Origin of the sequence: Pseudarthrobacter enclensis, from assembly GCF_001457025.1 — a bacterium.
Lineage (GTDB): Bacteria > Actinomycetota > Actinomycetes > Actinomycetales > Micrococcaceae > Arthrobacter > Arthrobacter enclensis.
Window position 1 is genome coordinate 15,749 of the sequence record NZ_KQ758607.1, and the last position, 17,791, is coordinate 33,539.

At 67.8% G+C, this 17,791-nt stretch carries 18 protein-coding genes and 2 riboswitches; of the genes, 11 read left to right on the forward strand and 7 right to left on the reverse strand.

Translation table 11 applies throughout. The features are described 5' to 3' along the window. Positions 1–61 precede the first annotated feature (61 nt). Positions 62–1,537, reverse strand: a complete 1,476-nt coding sequence (locus tag AS031_RS17340; RefSeq protein ID WP_058269417.1) for a sensor histidine kinase — start codon at positions 1,535–1,537, stop codon at positions 62–64. 2 nt (positions 1,538–1,539) lie between these two features. Then, positions 1,540–2,250 carry a response regulator transcription factor gene (locus AS031_RS17345; protein WP_058269418.1) on the reverse strand — a complete coding sequence of 237 codons (711 nt, stop codon included), beginning with the start codon at positions 2,248–2,250 and terminating at the stop codon, positions 1,540–1,542. Between the two features lie 323 nt (positions 2,251–2,573). Here AS031_RS17345 and AS031_RS17350 point away from each other — a divergent pair, with 323 nt between their 5' ends. After that, the gene (locus tag AS031_RS17350; RefSeq protein WP_058269419.1) at positions 2,574–3,311 is read left to right on the forward strand and encodes a polysaccharide deacetylase family protein; all 738 of its coding nucleotides are present in this window, start codon (positions 2,574–2,576) and stop codon (positions 3,309–3,311) included. Position 3,312: 1 nt separating this feature from the next. On the opposite strand, the gene AS031_RS17355 is transcribed toward AS031_RS17350, so the two are convergent. Continuing rightward, a complete protein-coding gene (locus AS031_RS17355) occupies positions 3,313–3,813 on the reverse strand; it encodes a DUF427 domain-containing protein (protein ID WP_058269420.1) in 501 nt (166 codons plus the stop codon). 231 nt (positions 3,814–4,044) lie between these two features. On the opposite strand from AS031_RS17355, the gene AS031_RS17360 reads away from it, so the two are divergent. Further along, positions 4,045–4,302, forward strand: coding sequence for a hypothetical protein (locus tag AS031_RS17360; protein ID WP_058269421.1), 258 nt, complete (start codon positions 4,045–4,047; stop codon positions 4,300–4,302). 5 nt (positions 4,303–4,307) lie between these two features. Continuing rightward, complete coding sequence (locus AS031_RS17365) at positions 4,308–5,177, forward strand: FHA domain-containing protein (protein WP_058269422.1); 870 nt, start codon at positions 4,308–4,310, stop codon at positions 5,175–5,177. Positions 5,178–5,196: 19 nt separating this feature from the next. Here the strand turns inward: AS031_RS17365 and AS031_RS17370 are convergent, their stop codons facing one another. From AS031_RS17370 to AS031_RS17380, 3 genes are read right to left on the reverse strand one after another with little or no spacing between them, the layout of a single operon-like run. Continuing rightward, complete coding sequence (locus tag AS031_RS17370; protein WP_058269423.1) at positions 5,197–6,843, reverse strand: DNA repair helicase XPB; 1,647 nt, start codon at positions 6,841–6,843, stop codon at positions 5,197–5,199. Between the two features lie 13 nt (positions 6,844–6,856). Continuing rightward, entirely contained in the window at positions 6,857–9,334 is a 2,478-nt protein-coding gene (locus tag AS031_RS17375; RefSeq protein WP_058269424.1) for a helicase-associated domain-containing protein, read from the reverse strand. 10 nt (positions 9,335–9,344) lie between these two features. Beyond that, positions 9,345–9,578: a hypothetical protein gene (locus tag AS031_RS17380; RefSeq protein ID WP_058269425.1), complete on the reverse strand. Its 234-nt coding sequence runs from the start codon at positions 9,576–9,578 to the stop codon at positions 9,345–9,347. A 203-nt stretch (positions 9,579–9,781) separates the two neighbouring features. Between AS031_RS17380 and AS031_RS17385 the strand changes: the two genes are divergently transcribed. Both AS031_RS17385 and AS031_RS17390 read left to right on the forward strand, forming a co-directional pair. After that, on the forward strand, positions 9,782–10,165 hold the full coding sequence (locus tag AS031_RS17385; RefSeq protein ID WP_058269426.1) for a cold-shock protein: 384 nt from the start codon (positions 9,782–9,784) through the stop codon (positions 10,163–10,165). A 6-nt stretch (positions 10,166–10,171) separates the two neighbouring features. Further along, entirely contained in the window at positions 10,172–10,861 is a 690-nt protein-coding gene (locus AS031_RS17390; protein ID WP_058269427.1) for a DUF3027 domain-containing protein, read from the forward strand. Between the two features lie 164 nt (positions 10,862–11,025). Here the strand turns inward: AS031_RS17390 and serC are convergent, their stop codons facing one another. Beyond that, entirely contained in the window at positions 11,026–12,156 is a 1,131-nt protein-coding gene (serC, locus tag AS031_RS17395; RefSeq protein ID WP_058269428.1) for a phosphoserine transaminase, read from the reverse strand. A 284-nt stretch (positions 12,157–12,440) separates the two neighbouring features. On the opposite strand from serC, the gene AS031_RS17400 reads away from it, so the two are divergent. The 6 genes from AS031_RS17400 to mobA all read left to right on the forward strand — a co-directional run bounded on the left by AS031_RS17400 (position 12,441) and on the right by mobA (position 17,766). Beyond that, on the forward strand, positions 12,441–13,136 hold the full coding sequence (locus tag AS031_RS17400; protein ID WP_058269429.1) for an iron-dependent transcriptional repressor DtxR: 696 nt from the start codon (positions 12,441–12,443) through the stop codon (positions 13,134–13,136). 159 nt (positions 13,137–13,295) lie between these two features. Continuing rightward, positions 13,296–13,507, forward strand: a riboswitch (cyclic di-AMP (ydaO/yuaA leader). A 10-nt stretch (positions 13,508–13,517) separates the two neighbouring features. Further along, entirely contained in the window at positions 13,518–14,348 is an 831-nt protein-coding gene (locus AS031_RS17405) for a M23 family metallopeptidase (protein ID WP_058269549.1), read from the forward strand. Positions 14,349–14,476: 128 nt separating this feature from the next. Continuing rightward, positions 14,477–14,656: riboswitch (cyclic di-AMP (ydaO/yuaA leader) on the forward strand. Positions 14,657–14,726: 70 nt separating this feature from the next. Further along, positions 14,727–15,395: a C40 family peptidase gene (locus AS031_RS17410; protein WP_058269430.1), complete on the forward strand. Its 669-nt coding sequence runs from the start codon at positions 14,727–14,729 to the stop codon at positions 15,393–15,395. A gap of 154 nt (positions 15,396–15,549) precedes the next feature. Then, positions 15,550–16,320, forward strand: coding sequence for an NlpC/P60 family protein (locus AS031_RS17415; protein ID WP_058269431.1), 771 nt, complete (start codon positions 15,550–15,552; stop codon positions 16,318–16,320). Positions 16,321–16,569: 249 nt separating this feature from the next. Then, positions 16,570–17,070, forward strand: a complete 501-nt coding sequence (locus AS031_RS17420) for an HNH endonuclease (protein ID WP_058269432.1) — start codon at positions 16,570–16,572, stop codon at positions 17,068–17,070. 51 nt (positions 17,071–17,121) lie between these two features. Continuing rightward, positions 17,122–17,766 carry a molybdenum cofactor guanylyltransferase gene (gene mobA / locus AS031_RS17425; RefSeq protein ID WP_058269433.1) on the forward strand — a complete coding sequence of 215 codons (645 nt, stop codon included), beginning with the start codon at positions 17,122–17,124 and terminating at the stop codon, positions 17,764–17,766. Positions 17,767–17,791 lie beyond the last annotated feature (25 nt).

The window sequence follows — 17,791 nt, forward strand, 5'->3', positions numbered from 1 at the left end:
CCTTTCCGGACCTCTGACACGAGCCTAGGGACGGCCCGGCGGGGCGGACCACGGGCACAGGTTATATGTGGATAACCCTGCCGTCGGCCTCCTCGGCGGGGGCCGCTGCCGGTGCCTCGCTGCGGTGCGGAAGGCTGACCACCATGGTGGCGCCGCCGCCGTCGGTCTCCTGGACACGGACCGAGCCGCCGTGCGAGCCGACGATGGCAGCAACGATGGCAAGGCCCAGCCCGCTGCCCCCGGTGTCGCGGGTGCGGGAAGTGTCGGCACGGTAGAAGCGCTCAAAAACCTTGGAAGCGTCCTCCTCGGAGATGCCCGGGCCATGGTCCCGCACCTCCAGCACCGAACGTTCAAGCCCGTCCAGGGTGCGCACGCCGACGGCAAGCTCAATCGGGCTGCCCTCCGGGGTGTAGCGCAGGGCGTTGCCCACGAGGTTGCCCACCACCTGGCGCAGCTTGGCTTCGTCGCCGAGTACCGGGGCCGGTGACGCCTGGCGTCCGTCCAGCCCCGTCAGGGTGATGGTCCGGGAGCGGTCGCTTGCCTGGGTATCCACCACGGCATCATGGGCGATCAGTTGCAGGTCCACGGGCTTCTGCTGCAGGGGACGCTGTTCGTCCAGCCGCGCCAGCAGGAGGAGGTCCTCCACCATGGAGCCCATCCGCTTGGCTTCGCTCTCGATCCTGCCCATCGCGGTGGCAACATCCTCATCCGTGGTGAGCGCTCCGTGGCGGTACAGCTCGGAGAACCCGCGGATGGTGACCAGCGGTGTGCGCAGCTCATGGGAAGCATCCGCGGCGAACCGGCGCATCCGGGCCTCCGACGCCGTGCGGGCGGCAAAGGCGGTTTCGATGTGGGCGAGCATGGCGTTAAGCGAGCTGCTCAGCCTGCCCAGCTCTGTGGCCGGGTTCTCCACGTCGACGCGGCGTGAGAGGTCGCCTGCGGCAATGGCGGCGGCGGTCTTCTCCACCCGCGCCAGGGGGCGGAATGCCCGGGACACGGTCCAGCTGGCAATCAGTGAGGCCAGGAGCAGGGTGAGCAGGCCGACGCCGGTGACCACCAGCGTGGCATGCTTGAGGACGTCGTCCACGCCCTCCAGCGGCAGGCCGATCAGTACGACGGCGGGCTGGCCGTTGGCCTGGACGTCCACCGCGACGACCCGCCAGTTCTCGCCGTCAGTTCCGCCCACCTGGAAAGGTACGCGGCCGCGGGCCTGGGCCTGTTCAGGGGTGATGGAACTGACAGCGGGATGATTGTCCGGATCGCCGCCCAGCCTTAGGGCCTGCTGGCCCGGGCTGAACAGGAGCAGGGAGTAATCGGTGGGAACCTCGGGGCTGGTGGCTTGGAGCTGGGAGAACGACTGTTGCTTGACAGCCAGCACCACGGCGGCGTTGAGCTTGTCGTCCACCTGCCCCTGGAGGTAGCTGTGCAGCAGCGTCAGTGTTCCCGCCCCGGTCACTGTCAGGGCGACAATCAACAGTGCCATGATCATGGCCACCAGCTGTGTCCTCAAGGACGAGGACTTCCACCGTTCCAGCAAGGTCAGCGCTTTTCTGCCGTCCGGAGCACGTAACCGACGCCGCGCTTGGTCTGGATCAGGGCCGGGGCCTCGGGGTCGATGTCCACTTTGCGGCGCAGGTAGGAAATGTAGGATTCCACGATCGAGGCATCACCGTTGAAGTCGTACTCCCAGACGTGATCGAGGATCTGGGACTTGGACAGGACCCTGTTGGGGTTGAGCATCAGGTAGCGGAGCAGCTTGAACTCGGTGGGGGAGAGCTCAATGACCGTCCCGCCCCGGCGCACCTCGTGGGCGTCGTCGTCGAGCTCCAGATCGCCCACCCGGATGACGGCGTCGTCGTCCAGGAGCGGCTGGGTGCGGCGGAGGACCGCGCGGATGCGGGCCACTACCTCGTCAAGGCTGAAGGGTTTGGTGACGTAATCGTCCCCGCCGACCGTCAGGCCGGTGACCTTGTCCTCGGTATCGTCCTTGGCCGTCAGGAAGAGCACCGGGAAATGCTTCCCGGAAGCGCGCAGTCTGCGGGTCACGGTGAAGCCGTCCATGTCCGGGAGCATGACGTCCAGGACGGCAAGGTCCGGAGCATGCGTATCCGCAGCGGCCAGTGCGTCCCGGCCGTTGGCGGCGGACACCACTTCGAAGCCGGCGAACCGCAGGGAGGTGGAAAGCAGTTCGCGGATGTTGGGTTCGTCATCAACAACGAGGAGCTTCGCTTCGGGGCCGTTCTTGTTCATGCTCCCATCATGCTCCCAGTCTCTGGGAGTTGTCTGGATGTTCCATGGAAGAATGTTGCGTATTGCTGCGGCCCTCCCCGCCGGTTTAGGTAGCCCCTGCAGCACCGGCAGACCTGCCCAGGCCGGGCCGCCGCAAGGGTTGCACGCCCCCTGCATTTCCGGCGCCGCCCCCTTATTCCGGCCTCCGCCGTCCGCCTGCTACCCCGGCTGGCCGGCGGCTTCCCCCCAAGCGGCGGAAGCCGTTTACTTCGGTTCCCTGGCGGCCATAGTGTTCAGGTCCGGGCGGATTTTCCGCTGCCTGCGGGACTGGGAGGATGAGCACGATGAAGAGCAAAACAGCATCAGTGGCAGCGGCCGCGGCGGCCGTGGTCTTCACCCTGCTGGCCGGGCCCGCCCCCGCGGCCACCGCCGCCGACGAACCCCTTGTGGGCCTGACGTTCGACGACGGGCCCTCACCCCAGCGCACCGCTTTCGTCCTCGACGTCCTCCGGGATAAAGGCGTCAAGGCCACGTTCTTCCTCCAGGGTTCGCAGGCGCAGGCCTACCCCGAACTGGTGCGCAGGATCAAAGCCGAGGGGCACGTCATAGGGAACCATTCCTGGGACCACCCGGACTTCCCCACCATCAGCCAGGCAGAGCAGAGGCAGCAGATCGACCGCACCAACGAGGCCATCAGGGCAGCCACGGGACAGGCGCCCCGCCTGATGCGCTTCCCGTTCGGCAACAGCACGCCGTATGCGGTGGACTATCTCCGCACCGTCGGCATGACCGGCGGGATCCTTTGGCGCTGGCACATCGGCCAGCCCGGTGACTTCGAGTGCCCGGGCGCCGCAGGCGTGCAGAAATACGTCCTGGACGAGGCCGCACCCGGCGCGATCATCCTTCTCCACGACGCCGAGGATGTCCTGAGCTGCCCGGCGTCCCAGTGGGATTACCTGCCCGCCACCATCGACGCCCTGCGCGCCCGGGGCTACGGGTTCGGTGTGGTGGCCCCGTCGGCTACGGCCAACCCCTTGAATGAGGGTTCGCCCGCCGTCGTGGTGGCACCGGCCGGACAGTAAGCTACCAGCCGGCAGTTCCGGGACCGCCCTTGAACGGGCCCGCCACCCGGCTGGTGATCCAGCCGCCGTAGTACCCGCCGGGCTGTGGCTGTACCTGCTCTCCGTCCACCTCACAGCGGTCCATCGACCCGGGGTAGACGGCAATCCTGTCCGCCAGGTCCGCGTAGCCGGGCGACGGTTCCGGGTAGAACCAGGCGGCGCGCTCGGCAACCACCCCGCCTCCCCGGACCGCAAGGTACTTGGCGGTGCCTTTGTACTCGCAGAAACTGCTCCCGGGGGCAGGCTCCAGTGCCCCCGGGATGAATGCTGACCGGGGCAGGTAGTAGACCGGAGGGTGGCTGGTTTCCAGCACCCGGAGCGAATCCGTGGTGTCGAGGATCAACTCCCCGCCCAGGAAAATCCTGATCCGCTGGGAAGCGGGTTCGACGCGCGGCGGCCGCGGATAATCCCACACGGACTCCTGCCCGGGGCCGGGCTCTGCCGGCACGATTTTTTTACGCATGTGTCCAGTGTGCGGCCGGGCGGACCCATCCGCACCCGGGAACTCAAATCGCGGCAAGAACGTTAGCCCGCGGGCATCTTCCCCGGTTCGGGAAGCGGGCATACAGTGATGCTTGCCGGGCCAGGGCCCGGCACCAACGGACCACCGGGAGACCTTTCCTGTTGCCGGTGGCCCCTTCATACAACGGCAGTACCCCACACACTTCCCGGCCATCGAAGGGGATCGACCATCATGACTGACCTGAGCGCCACCGACAACACCACCGCGGGCGACCGCACCATCCGCGACTGGGCGGACCTTGCCGAGGAGATGTGGTCCTACCTCACCGGCAAAGGCGCCGCCATCAACTACCAGTTCATTGACATGACGGTGGAAGTTCCCCGGGACATCGGCCCTGATGCGCCGCGCGCCACCTGGAAGCTCAACGGCACCCTCCGGGTCACCACCAGCGACCGGGATGCGGCCGGTCCGGACGCGGACCGCGGCTGACCGCTATGCCGGAGAACCGTCTGGACATTGATCTGGACTTTTCAATCACCGACGAGTCAGGCGCGGTCACCACGGGGCGGGCCGAAGCAGCCGGCACCGAAGTCACGGTGTCCCTGGCCGGCGTCGGGCCATTGTCCGGCGGCGGACTTACGTCGCTGGAAGCCATCAAACCGCTGGCCGAGTTCCTGGCACGCCAGGGGATCAGTGTCACCCTGGCGGGACCGGACGGAAACATTGTCAGCCTCGGCAAGGTGGACAGCCCGGCGGCGCAGCGGCTGGTCACGCGCTCGCCGCACATCAAGCTGGGCAAGCTGGGGTCCCTGCTGCCCCTGGTCCGGCAGGGGCGGCGACAGCCCGGGGGCACGCCGCTGCTGCCGCCGGTCACTCCCTTGCCGCTGTTTCCCACCGTCCAGCGGAAGGTCGTCCGCCGCGTCACCACGACGCACTACGCCAGGGGCGGCGGCCGTCCACGGCTGATCTTCGTCCAGGACGCCGCTTCCTGGACCGGCCAAATACCCCGGGAAGTGGCCCTGACGGAGGACATCACCACGATCGGCAGCAACCCCGGCTCAGGCCTGGAGCTGGAGGGGCTGGAGGCGCTCCACGCCGAGATCCGGCACGACGACCAGGACGAGTACGTCCTGGTGCCGCACGGCCCGGTCAGCGGCAGCGTTGCGCGGTCCGGGCCATCCGTCCTGCGGACCGGTGCGAGGATCCAAATGGGGGAATGGTGCCTGGCGTTCTTCCGGGAGGAATTCGCCGACCACGGCCGTCCCTTCGGCGGACGCAGCGGCGGCGAGCTGGCCTACGAGCGCCCCCAGTTGGATCCGCGGACAGGAACCATGGAACGGGACAGCTCCGAAGGCGTGTGGTGATGTATGTGGGCGCCGCCCGTCACTCGGGGGCGTCCACGTCCTTGGCATCCATGATCCGGTACGCATAACCCTGCTCGGCCAGGAACCGCTGCCGCTTGGCGGCGAACTCCTGGTCCAGGGTGTCCCGGGCCACCAGCGAGTAGAACCGTGCCGCCCGGCCGTCCTTCTTGGGCCGCAGCAGCCTGCCCAGGCGCTGCGCCTCCTCCTGCCGCGACCCGAAGGAGCCGGACACCTGGATGGCCACGGAGGCCTCCGGCAGGTCGATGGAAAAGTTGGCCACCTTGGAGACCACCAGCGTCCGGATTTCTCCCGCCCGGAACGCGTCGAAAAGCTTTTGGCGGGCCTTGACCGGGGTGTCTCCCTTGATGACAGGTGCCTGCAGGCGCTCGCCGAGCTCATCGAGCTGGTCGATGTACTGGCCGATCACCAGCAGCTGTTCACCGGTGTGGCGTTCCACCAGTTGCTCCACGACGAGGGTCTTGGATTCGGACGTCGAGCAGAGCCGGTACTTGTCGGCGTCGTCTGCCATGGCATAGGCCACCCGTTCGTCCTTGGGCAGGTCCACCCTGACCTCCACGCAGTCCGCGGGTGCGATGTAGCCCTGCGACTCGATGTCCTTCCACGGTGCGTCATACCGCTTGGGTCCGATCAGGCTGAAGACCTCGCCCTCACGTCCGTCTTCCCGGACCAGGGTTGCGGTCAGCCCCAGGCGGCGGCGGGCCTGCAGATCGGCCGTCATCCGGAAGATGGGGGCCGGGAGGAGGTGGACCTCGTCGTAGATGATCAGTCCCCAGTCGTGCCCGTCCACCAGCTCCAGGTGCGGGTACAGGCCGCCGCGCCTGGTGGTCAGCACCTGGTAGGTGGCGATGGTGACCGGGCGGACCTCCTTCAGCGCTCCCGAGTATTCGCCGACCTCGTCCTCCGTCAGCGACGTCCGCTTCAGCAGTTCGTCCTTCCACTGCCGGGCCGCCACCGTGTTCGTTACCAGGATCAGGGTGGTGGTGGAACCGGTGGCCATGGCCGCGGCGCCCACCAGCGTCTTGCCGGCACCGCACGGGAGGACCACCACGCCGCTGCCGCCGGACCAGAAGTTCTCGCTGGCCAACCGCTGGTAGGGGCGCAACTGCCAGCCGTCCTCGTTCAGCGCGATCAGGTGCGGCGTGCCGTCGACGTACCCTGCGAGGTCTTCCGCCGGCCAGCCGATCTTCAGCAGGAGCTGCTTGAGCTGGCCGCGCTGCGAGGCATGGACCACCACCGTTTCGCCGTCAATCCGCGGCCCCAGCAACGGCTGGATCTTCTTCGCCCGGATTACTTCCTCCAGGACCGGATAGTCGTCGGTCCGCATGACCAGTCCGTGTTGCGGGTCCTTTTCCAGCCGCAGCCGGCCGTACCGGGACATCGTTTCCTCGATGTCGATGAGGAGCGAATGGGGTACCGGGAAGCGGGAGTACTTCAACAGCGTGTCCAGCACCTTTTCGGCGTCCAGGCCGGCGGCGCGCGCATTCCACAGGCCAAGCGGGGTCAGCCGGTAGCTGTGCATGTGTTCCGGTGCGCGCTCCAGCTCGGCGAACGGCGCAATGGCATGGCGCGCCTCGGTGGCAAGGCTGTGGTCCACTTCGAGCAGGATGGTTTTATCGCTCTGGACGATCAGGGGTCCGTCATTCACGCAGGACAGTCCTTCACTGGTGCAGTTCTTCTGCAGCTTCGATGTCGATGATGCGGTGGATGGACAGGACCCGTTCGGTATCCCTGGCGGGGTCGAAGACCCGGACGCGTCCACCGCTTACGGATAACGGAACAACGGTTTCCAACGTGGCATTCCCGACGCTGTCCACCACGTTCATGCTGATCCGCTGTTTCAACCGGATGGCGCGCTGCAGCGCTTCCAGCCCCAGCTGGGTGGCCGCCTCCGCGTCCCGGCCCGCACCAGGGTGAGGCGCGACGCCGGCGCCGGCCTGCCGCAGCACGGCCAGTTGGGCGTCCACGTCCTCAGTGGAGGGAGCCATCCGCGGTGCCGTGTAGACAGGCCGCGGATTCTCCGGCGGTTCGGCGCTGCGCCGCAGGCGCACGGCCGGGTCCTCCGCGCCGTCGACTGCGGGGGAGAGGCCCAGGCTCCGCAGCACCTGGACCGTTTCCCGCGGCGCCGAGGACGAGGCCAGGACGGTGGGGGCAAGCCGTACCAGCCCCAACGCCGCTGCGCGGGGACCGGCCATCAGCTCCTCGAGGGCGGCTTCGTCGTCGCTGTGGATGAAGCTTGCGGCGGAGCCCACCCGGAGCTGCCCGTGGCGGGACGCGGTGTCCTCGATCAGGTACTCGAGGGGCTGCGGCACGGCAGTGGCGGAATGTTCGCGCAGGAAGGCCAGCAGGCGGCCGGCATCGTGCCCGGCATCCAGCGCCCGCCTCACCGACGCTTCCGAGAACCGGTAGATGGTTGCCGGTCCCTGGCCTTCGGCGTCCGCCATGGCCAGGAGCTTTTCCGCCAGGTCGGGCGACAGGTAGCCGGGGGCCACGGCGGTGAGGTCGGCCTGGAGCAGTACGTGGTTCAGCGCTGCCGGCAGGTGTTCCCCCAGGAGGGTAAGGGCCTGGTCAGGGTGGTCCGCGGCCAGGGCCGCGCCCAGCTGGCTGAGGGCACCGGACCCCACGAGGCCCAGCAGTTCGGCTTCGGCCAGGACGCCGCGGATCAGGGAGCTGAAGCGCCGTGCCATCCGCGGCTGCGCCCATTCGGCGCGCTGGAGGACCGCTGCGGCGTCGAGGACGGGCGCCGTACCGTCGGCGGACGCAGCCTCGCCGGTGAGCTCCAGCAGTATTTCCAGGATGCGTTTGCGGATGACCGGGGCGTCCGGGCGCTGCGCTTCGGCGGACAACGGGACGATGGAGCCACCGGCACCGGACCGGTGCGCGGCAGGGACCCCGGACGCACCGTTGACCGGTTGGCCCACCAGGGACGGGACACGCTCACTGGACAGCCACGCGTTGACCAGCCAGAGCCACTGTTCCTGCCGGGGCAAAACCAGCCATTCCAGCTGCGGCGGCTGCACCCAGGAGGAGGAATCGACGTCGAGGCGGATGAGTCCGGCCAAGGCGCAGAGTTCCAGGAGCACTCCCACCTGGGGCTGTCCGATCCGCAGCATGTCGGCAAGCCGCCGCGTCTCCCGGACGCCGACCCCGCCGCTGCGCAGGGTGGCCAGCGGCTGGCGCTGCACCGCGTGGAGGAGTTCTCCCACCAGGCGCAGGGTGTCCGAGATGGCGCTCAGGGCGGCGTTCCGGCGGAGGGCCGCGGAGGTGCTGCCGAGCTCCGGGACCGGAGGCGTCAGCGTGAAGTCGTTAATGATGGCGCCGCCGCGCAGGGACAACCCCACGCTGTGGGGCAGTTCCACGTGGGCGGCGTCCAGCGGGACCAGCAGGCCCCGCGCCAGGAGCCAGTCGATGGGGCCGGCGTCGGCGCCCTCGGTGAGCACTGACGCCTTGCGCTGTGCCTGGGGGACGGCACCCATGGCCCAGTTCCGGAACCTGGCGAGCAGCGCCGTCGTCCGTTCCGGGGCGTGGGCCAGGATCTGCTGCAGGGCTTCCGGCGATGATGTCCAATGCTGCAGCGCCAGTGCCGCTTCCATCGGTGTGGTGGCGTCCTGGATGTCCACACCGCTGCGGTGCAGTTCGGAGACCACCTGGACTGCCCGCTGCGCGAACGCGGGCTGGAGCCGGACCAGCTCCGTGTAGCTCCGCCCCAGGCCGGCCGGATAGATGCCCACGACGTCCTTGAGGCTGCCCACCGGGAGGTAGAAGCGCTGGCGGCCGGCGGACGTGCCGGGCGGGGGATCGGCGCGGTGCACCAGGGCAAGTTCCTGCAGGCGGCCCAGGATGCCTTCAAGCGTGGCCTGGGATGAACCGGTGATCAGCTTCCGGAGCGTGGCCGCCGTGGCGCTGTGCCCGGTATCCGTGTTGGTGCACAGATGAAGGGTCTCCAGAACCTGCATCTGCGGCCGGTTGAGCCGTTCAAGGGCCCGCTGGACGCTGACCCGCGAACTTGCCCGGGCGGCGAGGGCGGGGAAATCCGGCACGGAAGGGGAGAGCAGATCCGGCCGCGCGTCGAACAGCTCCCGCAACGAGTCGTCGCTGCGGGCCGCCAGGTCCTTGCTGAGCGCGCGAATGAGGGACATCAGTCCAACGTTACCGCTGGTCAGCTTTTCCTGCCCGGCGCCGACCGGCAACACTGTCCAGGACGAGGAAGAGCATGAGGACAAACGCGGCTGGGAGTCCGTACAGCGCGGCATACGTTACCCAGGCCGGAGCCACCGCGCCCGCGAAGGCGAAGGCCATCACCGCTGCCACGGCGGCCAGGGAGAGCACTGCAATGACGGCGGCGGCAATCATGAGGGGCCGCCGGTAGCGCGAGGGTGTCATGGACGTAACGCTACCGTTCCTCCGCCGCGGTGCGTGAACCCTGCCGTCCGGCCCCCGCAAGGCGTGAATGTGCCGCCGGGCAGGATAACCTTGATGACAGACCAACACGTGCACGGCCGCCATGCCTTGAACCCGCACAACGGCGCGGATGCGGTGGCCGCCGGCCGTGTCTCATGAACAGCAGAACGAAGAAGGTTGATTACATGCCTACCGGCAAGGTCAAGTGGTACGACAAGGACAAGGGCTTCGGGTTCCTCGCAGGCGAGGACGGCCAGGAAGTCTTCCTCCCCAAATCGTCGCTGCCCGAGGGCGTGACGGAACTTAAAGCCGGCACCCGGGTGGAGTTCGGCGTGGCCGACGGACGCAAGGGCGCCCAGGCCCTGGGCCTGCGGGTCCTGGACAAGACCCCCTCGATCGCCAAGGCCAAGCGGCCCAGCGCCCGCGACCTTGCGCCGCTGGTCCAGGACCTGGTGACGGTACTGGACAACCTCTCCGGCACCCTCTCCAAGGGCAAGTACCCGGACGGCAACAAGGGCAAGGCCATCGCTGCCGCCCTGCGTAAGGTTGCCGACGAGCTGGACGTTTAGGCGCCCATGAACCCGGAAGCTGAACAGGCCAACGCAGGCGTGCAGGCACCAGCCCAGGAACCGGCCGGCGCCGCCGCCGGACGTCCCGCGCCGTCCCGTGCAGCCGCGAAGCCGGCCACCAGGCGCAAGGCGGGCGTCCCGGTATGGCGGACAGGAAAGCCGGACGCGTTCCTGGCCGCCGCCGCGGACATTGCCCGTACCGCCATTGAAGGCATCACCGACGCCTCGCACATAGGCCCGCACCTGGCCGCCAAGAGCGAAGGCGACCGGCTGGTGACGCACCTGTTCGAGTCCAGGCTGCCCGGCTACGCGGGGTGGCAGTGGTTCGCCGTGCTGACCCGCAACTCCCGCTCCAAGGTGGTCACGGTCAGCGAACTGGGCCTGTTGCCGTCCGAGGACTCCATCCTGGCGCCGGAGTGGGTGCCGTGGGCGGAGCGGGTCCGGCCGGAGGATGAGCAGGAGCAGGACGCGGAGCAGGAGGCGTCCGCGGAACAGCCCGGCTCCGCATCCGGACAAGGGGACCCTGCGGGACCGGCCGCTCCGGAAGAAACTCCTGCCGGACAGGATTCCGCCGGTCAAAATTCTTCCGGGCAGGACTCTGCCGGGCCGGACACAACAGAAGCGGACCCCGGCGAGCAGGACACAGCGGACGTGGACTCTGCCGATGACGGCGGCCGGCCGGCAAAGGCTGACTGACGGCGCAGAGCGGCGCCGTCCGGGATGAACCCGGGCGGCGCCGTCGTGCTTAAACGTTCTGTCCTGCTGACGTGCCCGGGAAGGCAAAGGCCTGCCCGCAGGCCGGAGCCCGGAAGGCTCCGGCCCGCGAACAGGCCCCTGACTAACCAGGCCGACGGCGGGAGCTACTTGCGCAGCTCGCCCACCACGTAGTCGATGCTCGCCAGCAGGGCGGAGACATCGTCCGGCTCGATGGCGACGAATGTGGCAATGCGCAGCTGGTTGCGGCCCAGCTTGCGGTACGGCTCAGTGTCCACGATGCCGTTGGCCCGCAGGACCTTCGCCACCACGGCTGCGTCCACCGACTCATCAAAGTCCACCGTGGCGATGACGTTGGAACGCTCTTCCGGGTTGGTGACGAACGGGGTCGCGAACGCTGACGCTTCGGCCCACTGGTACACGCGCCCGGCGGAGTCGGCTGTGCGGCGGGCCGCGAAGTCCAGGCCGCCGTTGGCGTTCAGCCACTGGACCTGCGCGTCGAGGGTCACCAGCGTGGACAGGGACGGGGTGTTGTACGTCTGGTTCAGCTTGGAGTTGTCGATTGCGGTCTGGACGTCCAGGAAGTCGGGGATCCAGCGGCCGCCGGCCTTGATCCGGGCAGCACGCTCCAGCGCGGCGGGGGAGAACAGGCCGAGCCACAGGCCGCCGTCCGAGGCGAAGTTCTTCTGCGGAGCGAAGTAGTAGACGTCGCTCTGGGACACATCAACGTCCAGGCCGCCCGCGGCGGACGTGGCATCAACCAGGACCAGCGATCCTTCGTCTGCTCCGTCAACGCGCTGCACGGGGGCGGCCACGCCGGTGGACGTTTCGTTCTGCGGCCAGGCGTAGACGTCAACGCCTGCTTCAGCCCGGGGCGACGGGCGGGTGCCCGGCTCGGAGGTGATGATGGAGGAGGCATCCAGGAACGGTGCCTTGTTGGTGGCGGCGGCGAACTTCGAGCCAAACTCACCAAAGGAGAGGTGCTGGGCCTTCTTCTCCACGAGGCCGAACGCTGCAACGTCCCAGAATGCCGTGGAACCGCCCACACCGAGGACCACCTCGTAGCCGTCGGGGGCGCGGAAGAACTGGCTCAGGCCCTCACGGACCGAACCCACGAGGTTCTTGACGGGTGCCTGCCGGTGGGACGTGCCCAGGATGGTCTTCGATGCCGCCGAAAGCGCATCGATCTGCTCCTGCCGGACCTTGGACGGGCCGGCGCCGAACCGTCCGTCCCGGGGGAGGAGGTCGGCGGGAATAGTGATGCTGGATTCGCTCACAGGTGCTCCAATGTCGGCGTGGAAGTGGCTCGTGCCCGGGCGGGCAGGCAGGGTGCCTGCCGCAGGTCGGCGTGACCGCGGTGCAGGCCTTCCCATTCTGCCCGAACAGGGGCTGCGGGCGGGAACCGAAGCCGCCAAAGTCCATTCATTGAGACAGGCTGGCAGCCCGCCGGAACTATTCGGACTAAGTCAAAATAGGCTAAGCTTGCCTCCGGACCACGCCGCGCTGAAGGCGGCGACACGGCGGGAACACGCAGGGTATTGCGCTCGAGGAGCTGAGCTGGATGACGGATCTGATCGACACTACGGAGATGTACCTTCGCACCATTCTGGAGCTGGAGGAAGAGAACATCGTCGCCCTGCGTGCCCGTATTGCCGAGCGGTTGCGCCACTCCGGGCCCACAGTGTCCCAGACCATCGGCCGGATGGAGCGCGACGGGCTGGTGGTGGTGTCCGGCGACCGGCACCTGGAACTGACCGAAACCGGCCGCAAACGCGCCACGGAGGTCATGCGCAAGCACCGGCTCGCCGAGCGCCTGCTGGCCGATGTCATCGGCCTGGACTGGGCCTATGTGCACGACGAAGCCTGCCGCTGGGAACACGTCATGAGTGAGCGCGTCGAGCGCCGGATCTACGAAATGCTCGACCACCCCACCGAGTCTCCCTACGGCAACCCGATCCCGGGCCTCGCGGCGCTGGGCGGCCAGCCCGGCCAACCGGCCGGCGACGACGCCATCAGCCTCCTGGAGGCCATGAAGTCCTACGCCGCGGCGTCCACCGTGACCATCAGCAGGCTTGCCGAGCCCATCCAGGTGGAACCGGAGCTGCTGGCCCAGCTGGACGAGGGCGGCATCCGCCCCGGCGCGGGTGTTTCCCTGGAACGCGTGGGGGACTACATTTCGGTCCGCGTGCCCGGCATCGAAGGCGCCCTCGAGCTGCCTCCTGAAGTGGCCGCCCACGTGTTCGTCGCCGTCCGCTGAGGGACGAAACAGCACCGAACGCCTGGTGTCCATACCCCGTGAGGGCTGCATCACGCAAAGATAACGGAATTGTTACTAAGGGACTTAAGCCCCTATAGTTGAGTCCAAGCGTTGATACTTAAGCGTTACCTGATCCGGAGCCGAGCTCTGCCAGCGGATCGGGCGTACAAGCAATTACTGGCAGAGGCGGGGGAACCACAACAGGCAGCGGGGGACTGCCTTGGGGTGAAGTCCGTCAGCAGCAAGCCTCTTCCAGTGAAGGAACCTTCCGGGGATATCTCTGTGCCGCAGCTTGCCAACGGCGGACCGGGTCTTTGTGCTCTCTGACCCGAATCCGACAGCTAACTTCGCAGGCTATCCAGAGAGGAACCCTTCTTGACCATGCAGACCCCCCGGGGCCGCCGGCGAGCGGCTGGCCCCGCTGCGACGCCGCGTGCTGTCGACGTCGCCCCCGCAGGTGACTCCACGCGCCCCCGCGATATCCACCGTGATGCGCGCCGCCGTCGGGGTCCGTTCAGGCAGATCACAGAGTTCGCCTCGGCCAGCGGCATCGGCCAGAAAGCCGGCGTGGCCCTGGCGGCCACCGGCCTGGTATTGACGGTCGCCGTCCCGGCAACCGGTCCCGTCATGGCCACCGGCACCGCCGGAACGGGATCCGTGGCGGCATCTTCCGTGACGCCGCAACCGGAGATTTCCGCGGAAGCAGGCGCCCAGATCGACTTCAGCCGCTCCGCGGTGGTCACCCAGGCGGACCCTGACGGCAAGCTCAAGCAGCTGCTCAGTGCCCAGTCTGCCGGGTCCGTTTCGCGGGCCGCGTCCGCAGGGACCCTGGGTGCCCCGCTGGCCAGCATGGCCACGGCCTCCCCGTTCGGCTACCGGGTCAGCCCCATTACCGGCGGCATGGGCGACTTCCACCGCGGCCAGGACTATGTGGCACAGTGCGGCACCTCGGTGATGGCTGCTGCCACCGGGACGGTAACGTTCGTGGGCTGGCACCAGTACGGCGGCGGCAACCGCGTGGTGGTGGACCACGGCAACGGCCTGGAGACCACCTACAACCACCTCTCGTCATTCAACGTGACAGAGGGCCAGACCGTGTCGCGCGGCGATGTCATAGCCCTGAGCGGGACCACCGGCGCTTCCACCGGCTGCCACCTGCACTTCGAGGTGCAGGTCAACGGTGAAGTCGTTGACCCCACCGGCTGGCTCTAGTCAAATGATGGCGGACTCTCGATTGACCGTGACCCGCCGTGACCTGAATGTGACATTCAAGCAAAAGTCCTGTACCGTCTAACTCGCGTCAACTTTTCCGAAGTTGACGCTCTTGAGTGGATTGCCTAACTCTGCCACCGCTCAAGGTCCGTTCGCATTTCATCGTCTGGCAGGGGCGGGGGAACCAATTTTGGCCTTCTGACCGAAGGCCTTGGGGTTAAGTCACGAAAGCTTCCCAGGAAGCCGTGTGGCCGGGTGACTCCCATCCGAATCCGACAGCTCACCTCGCAGGCATTGGGAGAGGCTACCTTCGTGTCTTCACGCCATAATGCTGCGCGCCACCGTGCGCAAACGGTTCGTACCAACCCTTTGGACGCCGTGTCCAAGGCCGTTAGTGCCAATGCCGGGACAGTGGGTCGCCAGGCTGCAGTAGTTGCAGCTGCATCCGGCCTTGTCCTGGGTATGGGCCTGCCGGCCGTCGCGGACACCACCGCCGGTGTCTCGGCCTCCACCGAGTCGGGTTCGGCACAGACCGCCCTCGCCGTTACCGCGGCACCCACTGCCACCGTTTCCTTCGAGCGCCCCGTGATCAAGACCACGGCCGCCCCGAAGCCCGAGCCGGTGCGTACCCAGTCCACGGACACCGCTGAGCGCGACTCCGCGGCAGACGCTGCCGGCGCTGCGACTGAGAAGCTTGCCGAGACCGTCTCCTCGGCCGCCACTTCGGGCCTGGCCGCCATTGCCTACACCGGCATCGGCCACCCGTACGTCTGGGGCGGCACCACCCCCAACGGCTGGGACTGCTCAGGCTTCACCCAGTGGGTCTACGCCCAGGCCGGCATCAGCATTCCCCGCGTCAACGCCTGGACTGCCATGAAGCCCACCTCCACCCCGCAGCCGGGCGACCTTGTCATGCAGAATGGCGGCGCACACGTGGGCATCTACGTAGGCAACGGCATGATGATCAGCGCACTCAACCCCTCCCAGGGCACCCTGCTCCACGCAGTTGCCGCTACCGGAACCTCCTCGTTCTACACCATGAACTAGTTCCCGGGGCCATTGGCCCCAGGAACTATTTCTTTGCCCCCGATTTTCACCAAATCACATCCCCGTTCGGGACGCGCCGACGTACCCCCAAGATGCCGGCGCGTCCATACCCCCGTGTTGCCCACAGGCCCGGGGACAACGAAAGAGAGAACTGATGACTACTCGTGCTACCGCACGGCATCGCGCCGAAGTCACCAAGACCAGCTCAATCGCCATCATCGCCAAGGCTGTCGGCGACAACGCCGGTGGCGTCGGACGCCAGGCAGCGGTCATCGCCGCAGCCTCCGGCCTGGTGCTGACCAGCGGCATCGCAGCCAACGCGGCTGACGCCAACATCCAGCGCGACTCCGCCCCCGCGTCCACCCTGGAAGTCGAATCAGCCGTTGACGCCCCCATCTCCGCTGCTTCCACCATCAGCATCTCCTTCGAGAAGCCGGCCGTGAGCACCACTCCTGCTCCGGTCGTTGAGGAAGAGCCCGAGGTTGCTGTGCAGGAAGCGGCCCCCGCTCCCGCACCGGCTGCAGAAACCGCAGCGGCTCCGCAGGTCACGGCCACCGTGAACGCGCAGCCCGCCTCCGCTCCGCAGGCGTCCGCCAGCGGCAAGGGTGCAGCCATCCTCTCCGCCGCTTACGCCCAGCTCGGCGTGATGCAGGACTGCACCATGCTGGTGACCAACTCCCTGGCTGCCGTGGGCATCAACTTCCACGACTGGCCCGCAGGGTACCTGTCCCTGGGCCGCACGGTCAGCGCTGCCGAAGCGCAGCCGGGCGACCTCATCTACTACGCGGACGGCGGCGCCGGCATGGCCCACATCGCTGTCTACGCCGGCAACGGCCAGGCCGTGCACGGCGGCTACAACGGCAACCAGACCGTTGTCTTCAGCGCCAACGTCGGTTCCGGCCCGGTCTTCATCCGCGTCAACTGATGTCCCGCCCTGTGGATGACTGAACCGCCATCCACCGCGGAACGACAAGGGCCCCTGCCTTCCACGGCAGGGGCCCTTTCGGCTGTCCGGGCCCGTCCTGCCATGCGGAGCCGTGAGCATGGGATGTGCCGGGATTAGCTGATCCTGCAATTCTTTGTTTACTCTTGTGGTGTCGATCCATAGCCCGGCCATGCCGAGGGCAGCCGGCCCTCGTGCCCCTGACGGGTGCGGCCGTGAAGAGGTACGTGCATGCGCACTCTCGTTCTGAATGCTGGATATGAACCGCTGGCGGTTGTGACTTTCCGCCGGGCGCTGGTACTTGTGCTGACGGGCAAGGCAAGCGTAGTGGCCGAAGGGGATGACCCTGTGGTCGGTCCGCGGGAGATCCTGGGCCGCCCGTCCGTGATCCTCCTCAACCGCTACATCCGCCCCAGATACAACCATGCCACCGCGGTCAGCCGCCGGGGTGTGTTGAGACGGGATGGGCAGAAATGTGCGTACTGCGGTAAAGCAGCGCACACCATCGACCATGTGCACCCCAAATCGCGTGGCGGGGCCGACTCGTGGGAGAACCTGGTAGCGGCTTGCCTGCGCTGCAACAACGCCAAGGGAGACCACACGCCCGCCGAAATGGGCTGGAAGCTGAGGTTCGAACCGGCGCCCCCGCGTGGCACCATCTGGCAGATCAAGGAACTTGAGAAGCCAACCCCGGCCTGGGATCCGTTCCTGCTGCCGGAGCGCGCCGCCTGACCTTCGCGGCACGGGCGTCACAGTACCCGCGCCGCTGGGTACGCTTGGAGCATGCCGGACACCCTGCCGCCCTTTGATGCCCTGATCCTGGCCGGAGGGCGCTCTTCGCGGCTGGGCGGAGTTCCCAAGCAGGGGCTGGTCTTCGACGGCGTTACCCTCCTTGACCGCGCGCTGCTCGCCGCTGCCGGTGCCCGCCGGACAGTGGTGGTTGGCCCGGAACCCGGCCGTCTGCCCGACGGAGTCATCTGCTGCCGCGAGCAGCCGGAATTCGCCGGACCGGCCGCCGCGATCGCCACCGGACTTGGGGCCCTGGGACCGGACCCTGCCCCTTACACCCTGGTGCTGGCCTGCGACATGCCCCTGGCGTCAGGCGCGGTGAACATCATCAAGCAGTTCCTGCCGGTGGAGCCTTTACCGGAATCAGCCCCGGAAGCGCTGGTCGCATGTTCCGCTGACGCCGACGGGCAGGGGAAGGCCCAACCCCTGGCCGCTTTTTATGGCACAGCTGTGCTGGATAAGTCGGCGCGGGAACTGGCGGCCGCCGGGCGGCTGGTCAACGGATCGGTGCGGTCACTCCTTGCTAGTCTGGACGTGCAGCTCGTGCCTGTCCCTGCCGCCTTCACGGCGGATGTGGATACGTGGGATGATGCCGCCGCACTGGGGATAGCCGGCCGCCAGGACGTGCAGGGACAATGACCGGCGCAGCGACAGCTAGCTTGGG

What these genes read in the sequence shown, in the direction of transcription:
- AS031_RS17365 (WP_058269422.1), top strand. Translation starts at nt 4,308, where the DNA reads ATGCCGGAGAACCGTCTGGACATTGATCTGGACTTTTCAATCACCGAC.
- AS031_RS17420 (WP_058269432.1), top strand. Translation starts at nt 16,570, where the DNA reads ATGCGCACTCTCGTTCTGAATGCTGGATATGAACCGCTGGCGGTTGTG.
- AS031_RS17380 (WP_058269425.1), bottom strand. Translation starts at nt 9,578, where the DNA reads ATGACACCCTCGCGCTACCGGCGGCCCCTCATGATTGCCGCCGCCGTC.
- AS031_RS17400 (WP_058269429.1), top strand. Translation starts at nt 12,441, where the DNA reads ATGACGGATCTGATCGACACTACGGAGATGTACCTTCGCACCATTCTG.
- AS031_RS17345 (WP_058269418.1), bottom strand. Translation starts at nt 2,250, where the DNA reads ATGAACAAGAACGGCCCCGAAGCGAAGCTCCTCGTTGTTGATGACGAA.
- AS031_RS17375 (WP_058269424.1), bottom strand. Translation starts at nt 9,334, where the DNA reads ATGTCCCTCATTCGCGCGCTCAGCAAGGACCTGGCGGCCCGCAGCGAC.
- AS031_RS17355 (WP_058269420.1), bottom strand. Translation starts at nt 3,813, where the DNA reads ATGCGTAAAAAAATCGTGCCGGCAGAGCCCGGCCCCGGGCAGGAGTCC.
- AS031_RS17405 (WP_058269549.1), top strand. Translation starts at nt 13,518, where the DNA reads ATGCAGACCCCCCGGGGCCGCCGGCGAGCGGCTGGCCCCGCTGCGACG.
- AS031_RS17385 (WP_058269426.1), top strand. Translation starts at nt 9,782, where the DNA reads ATGCCTACCGGCAAGGTCAAGTGGTACGACAAGGACAAGGGCTTCGGG.
- AS031_RS17415 (WP_058269431.1), top strand. Translation starts at nt 15,550, where the DNA reads ATGACTACTCGTGCTACCGCACGGCATCGCGCCGAAGTCACCAAGACC.
- AS031_RS17360 (WP_058269421.1), top strand. Translation starts at nt 4,045, where the DNA reads ATGACTGACCTGAGCGCCACCGACAACACCACCGCGGGCGACCGCACC.
- AS031_RS17390 (WP_058269427.1), top strand. Translation starts at nt 10,172, where the DNA reads ATGAACCCGGAAGCTGAACAGGCCAACGCAGGCGTGCAGGCACCAGCC.
- mobA (WP_058269433.1), top strand. Translation starts at nt 17,122, where the DNA reads ATGCCGGACACCCTGCCGCCCTTTGATGCCCTGATCCTGGCCGGAGGG.
- AS031_RS17350 (WP_058269419.1), top strand. Translation starts at nt 2,574, where the DNA reads ATGAAGAGCAAAACAGCATCAGTGGCAGCGGCCGCGGCGGCCGTGGTC.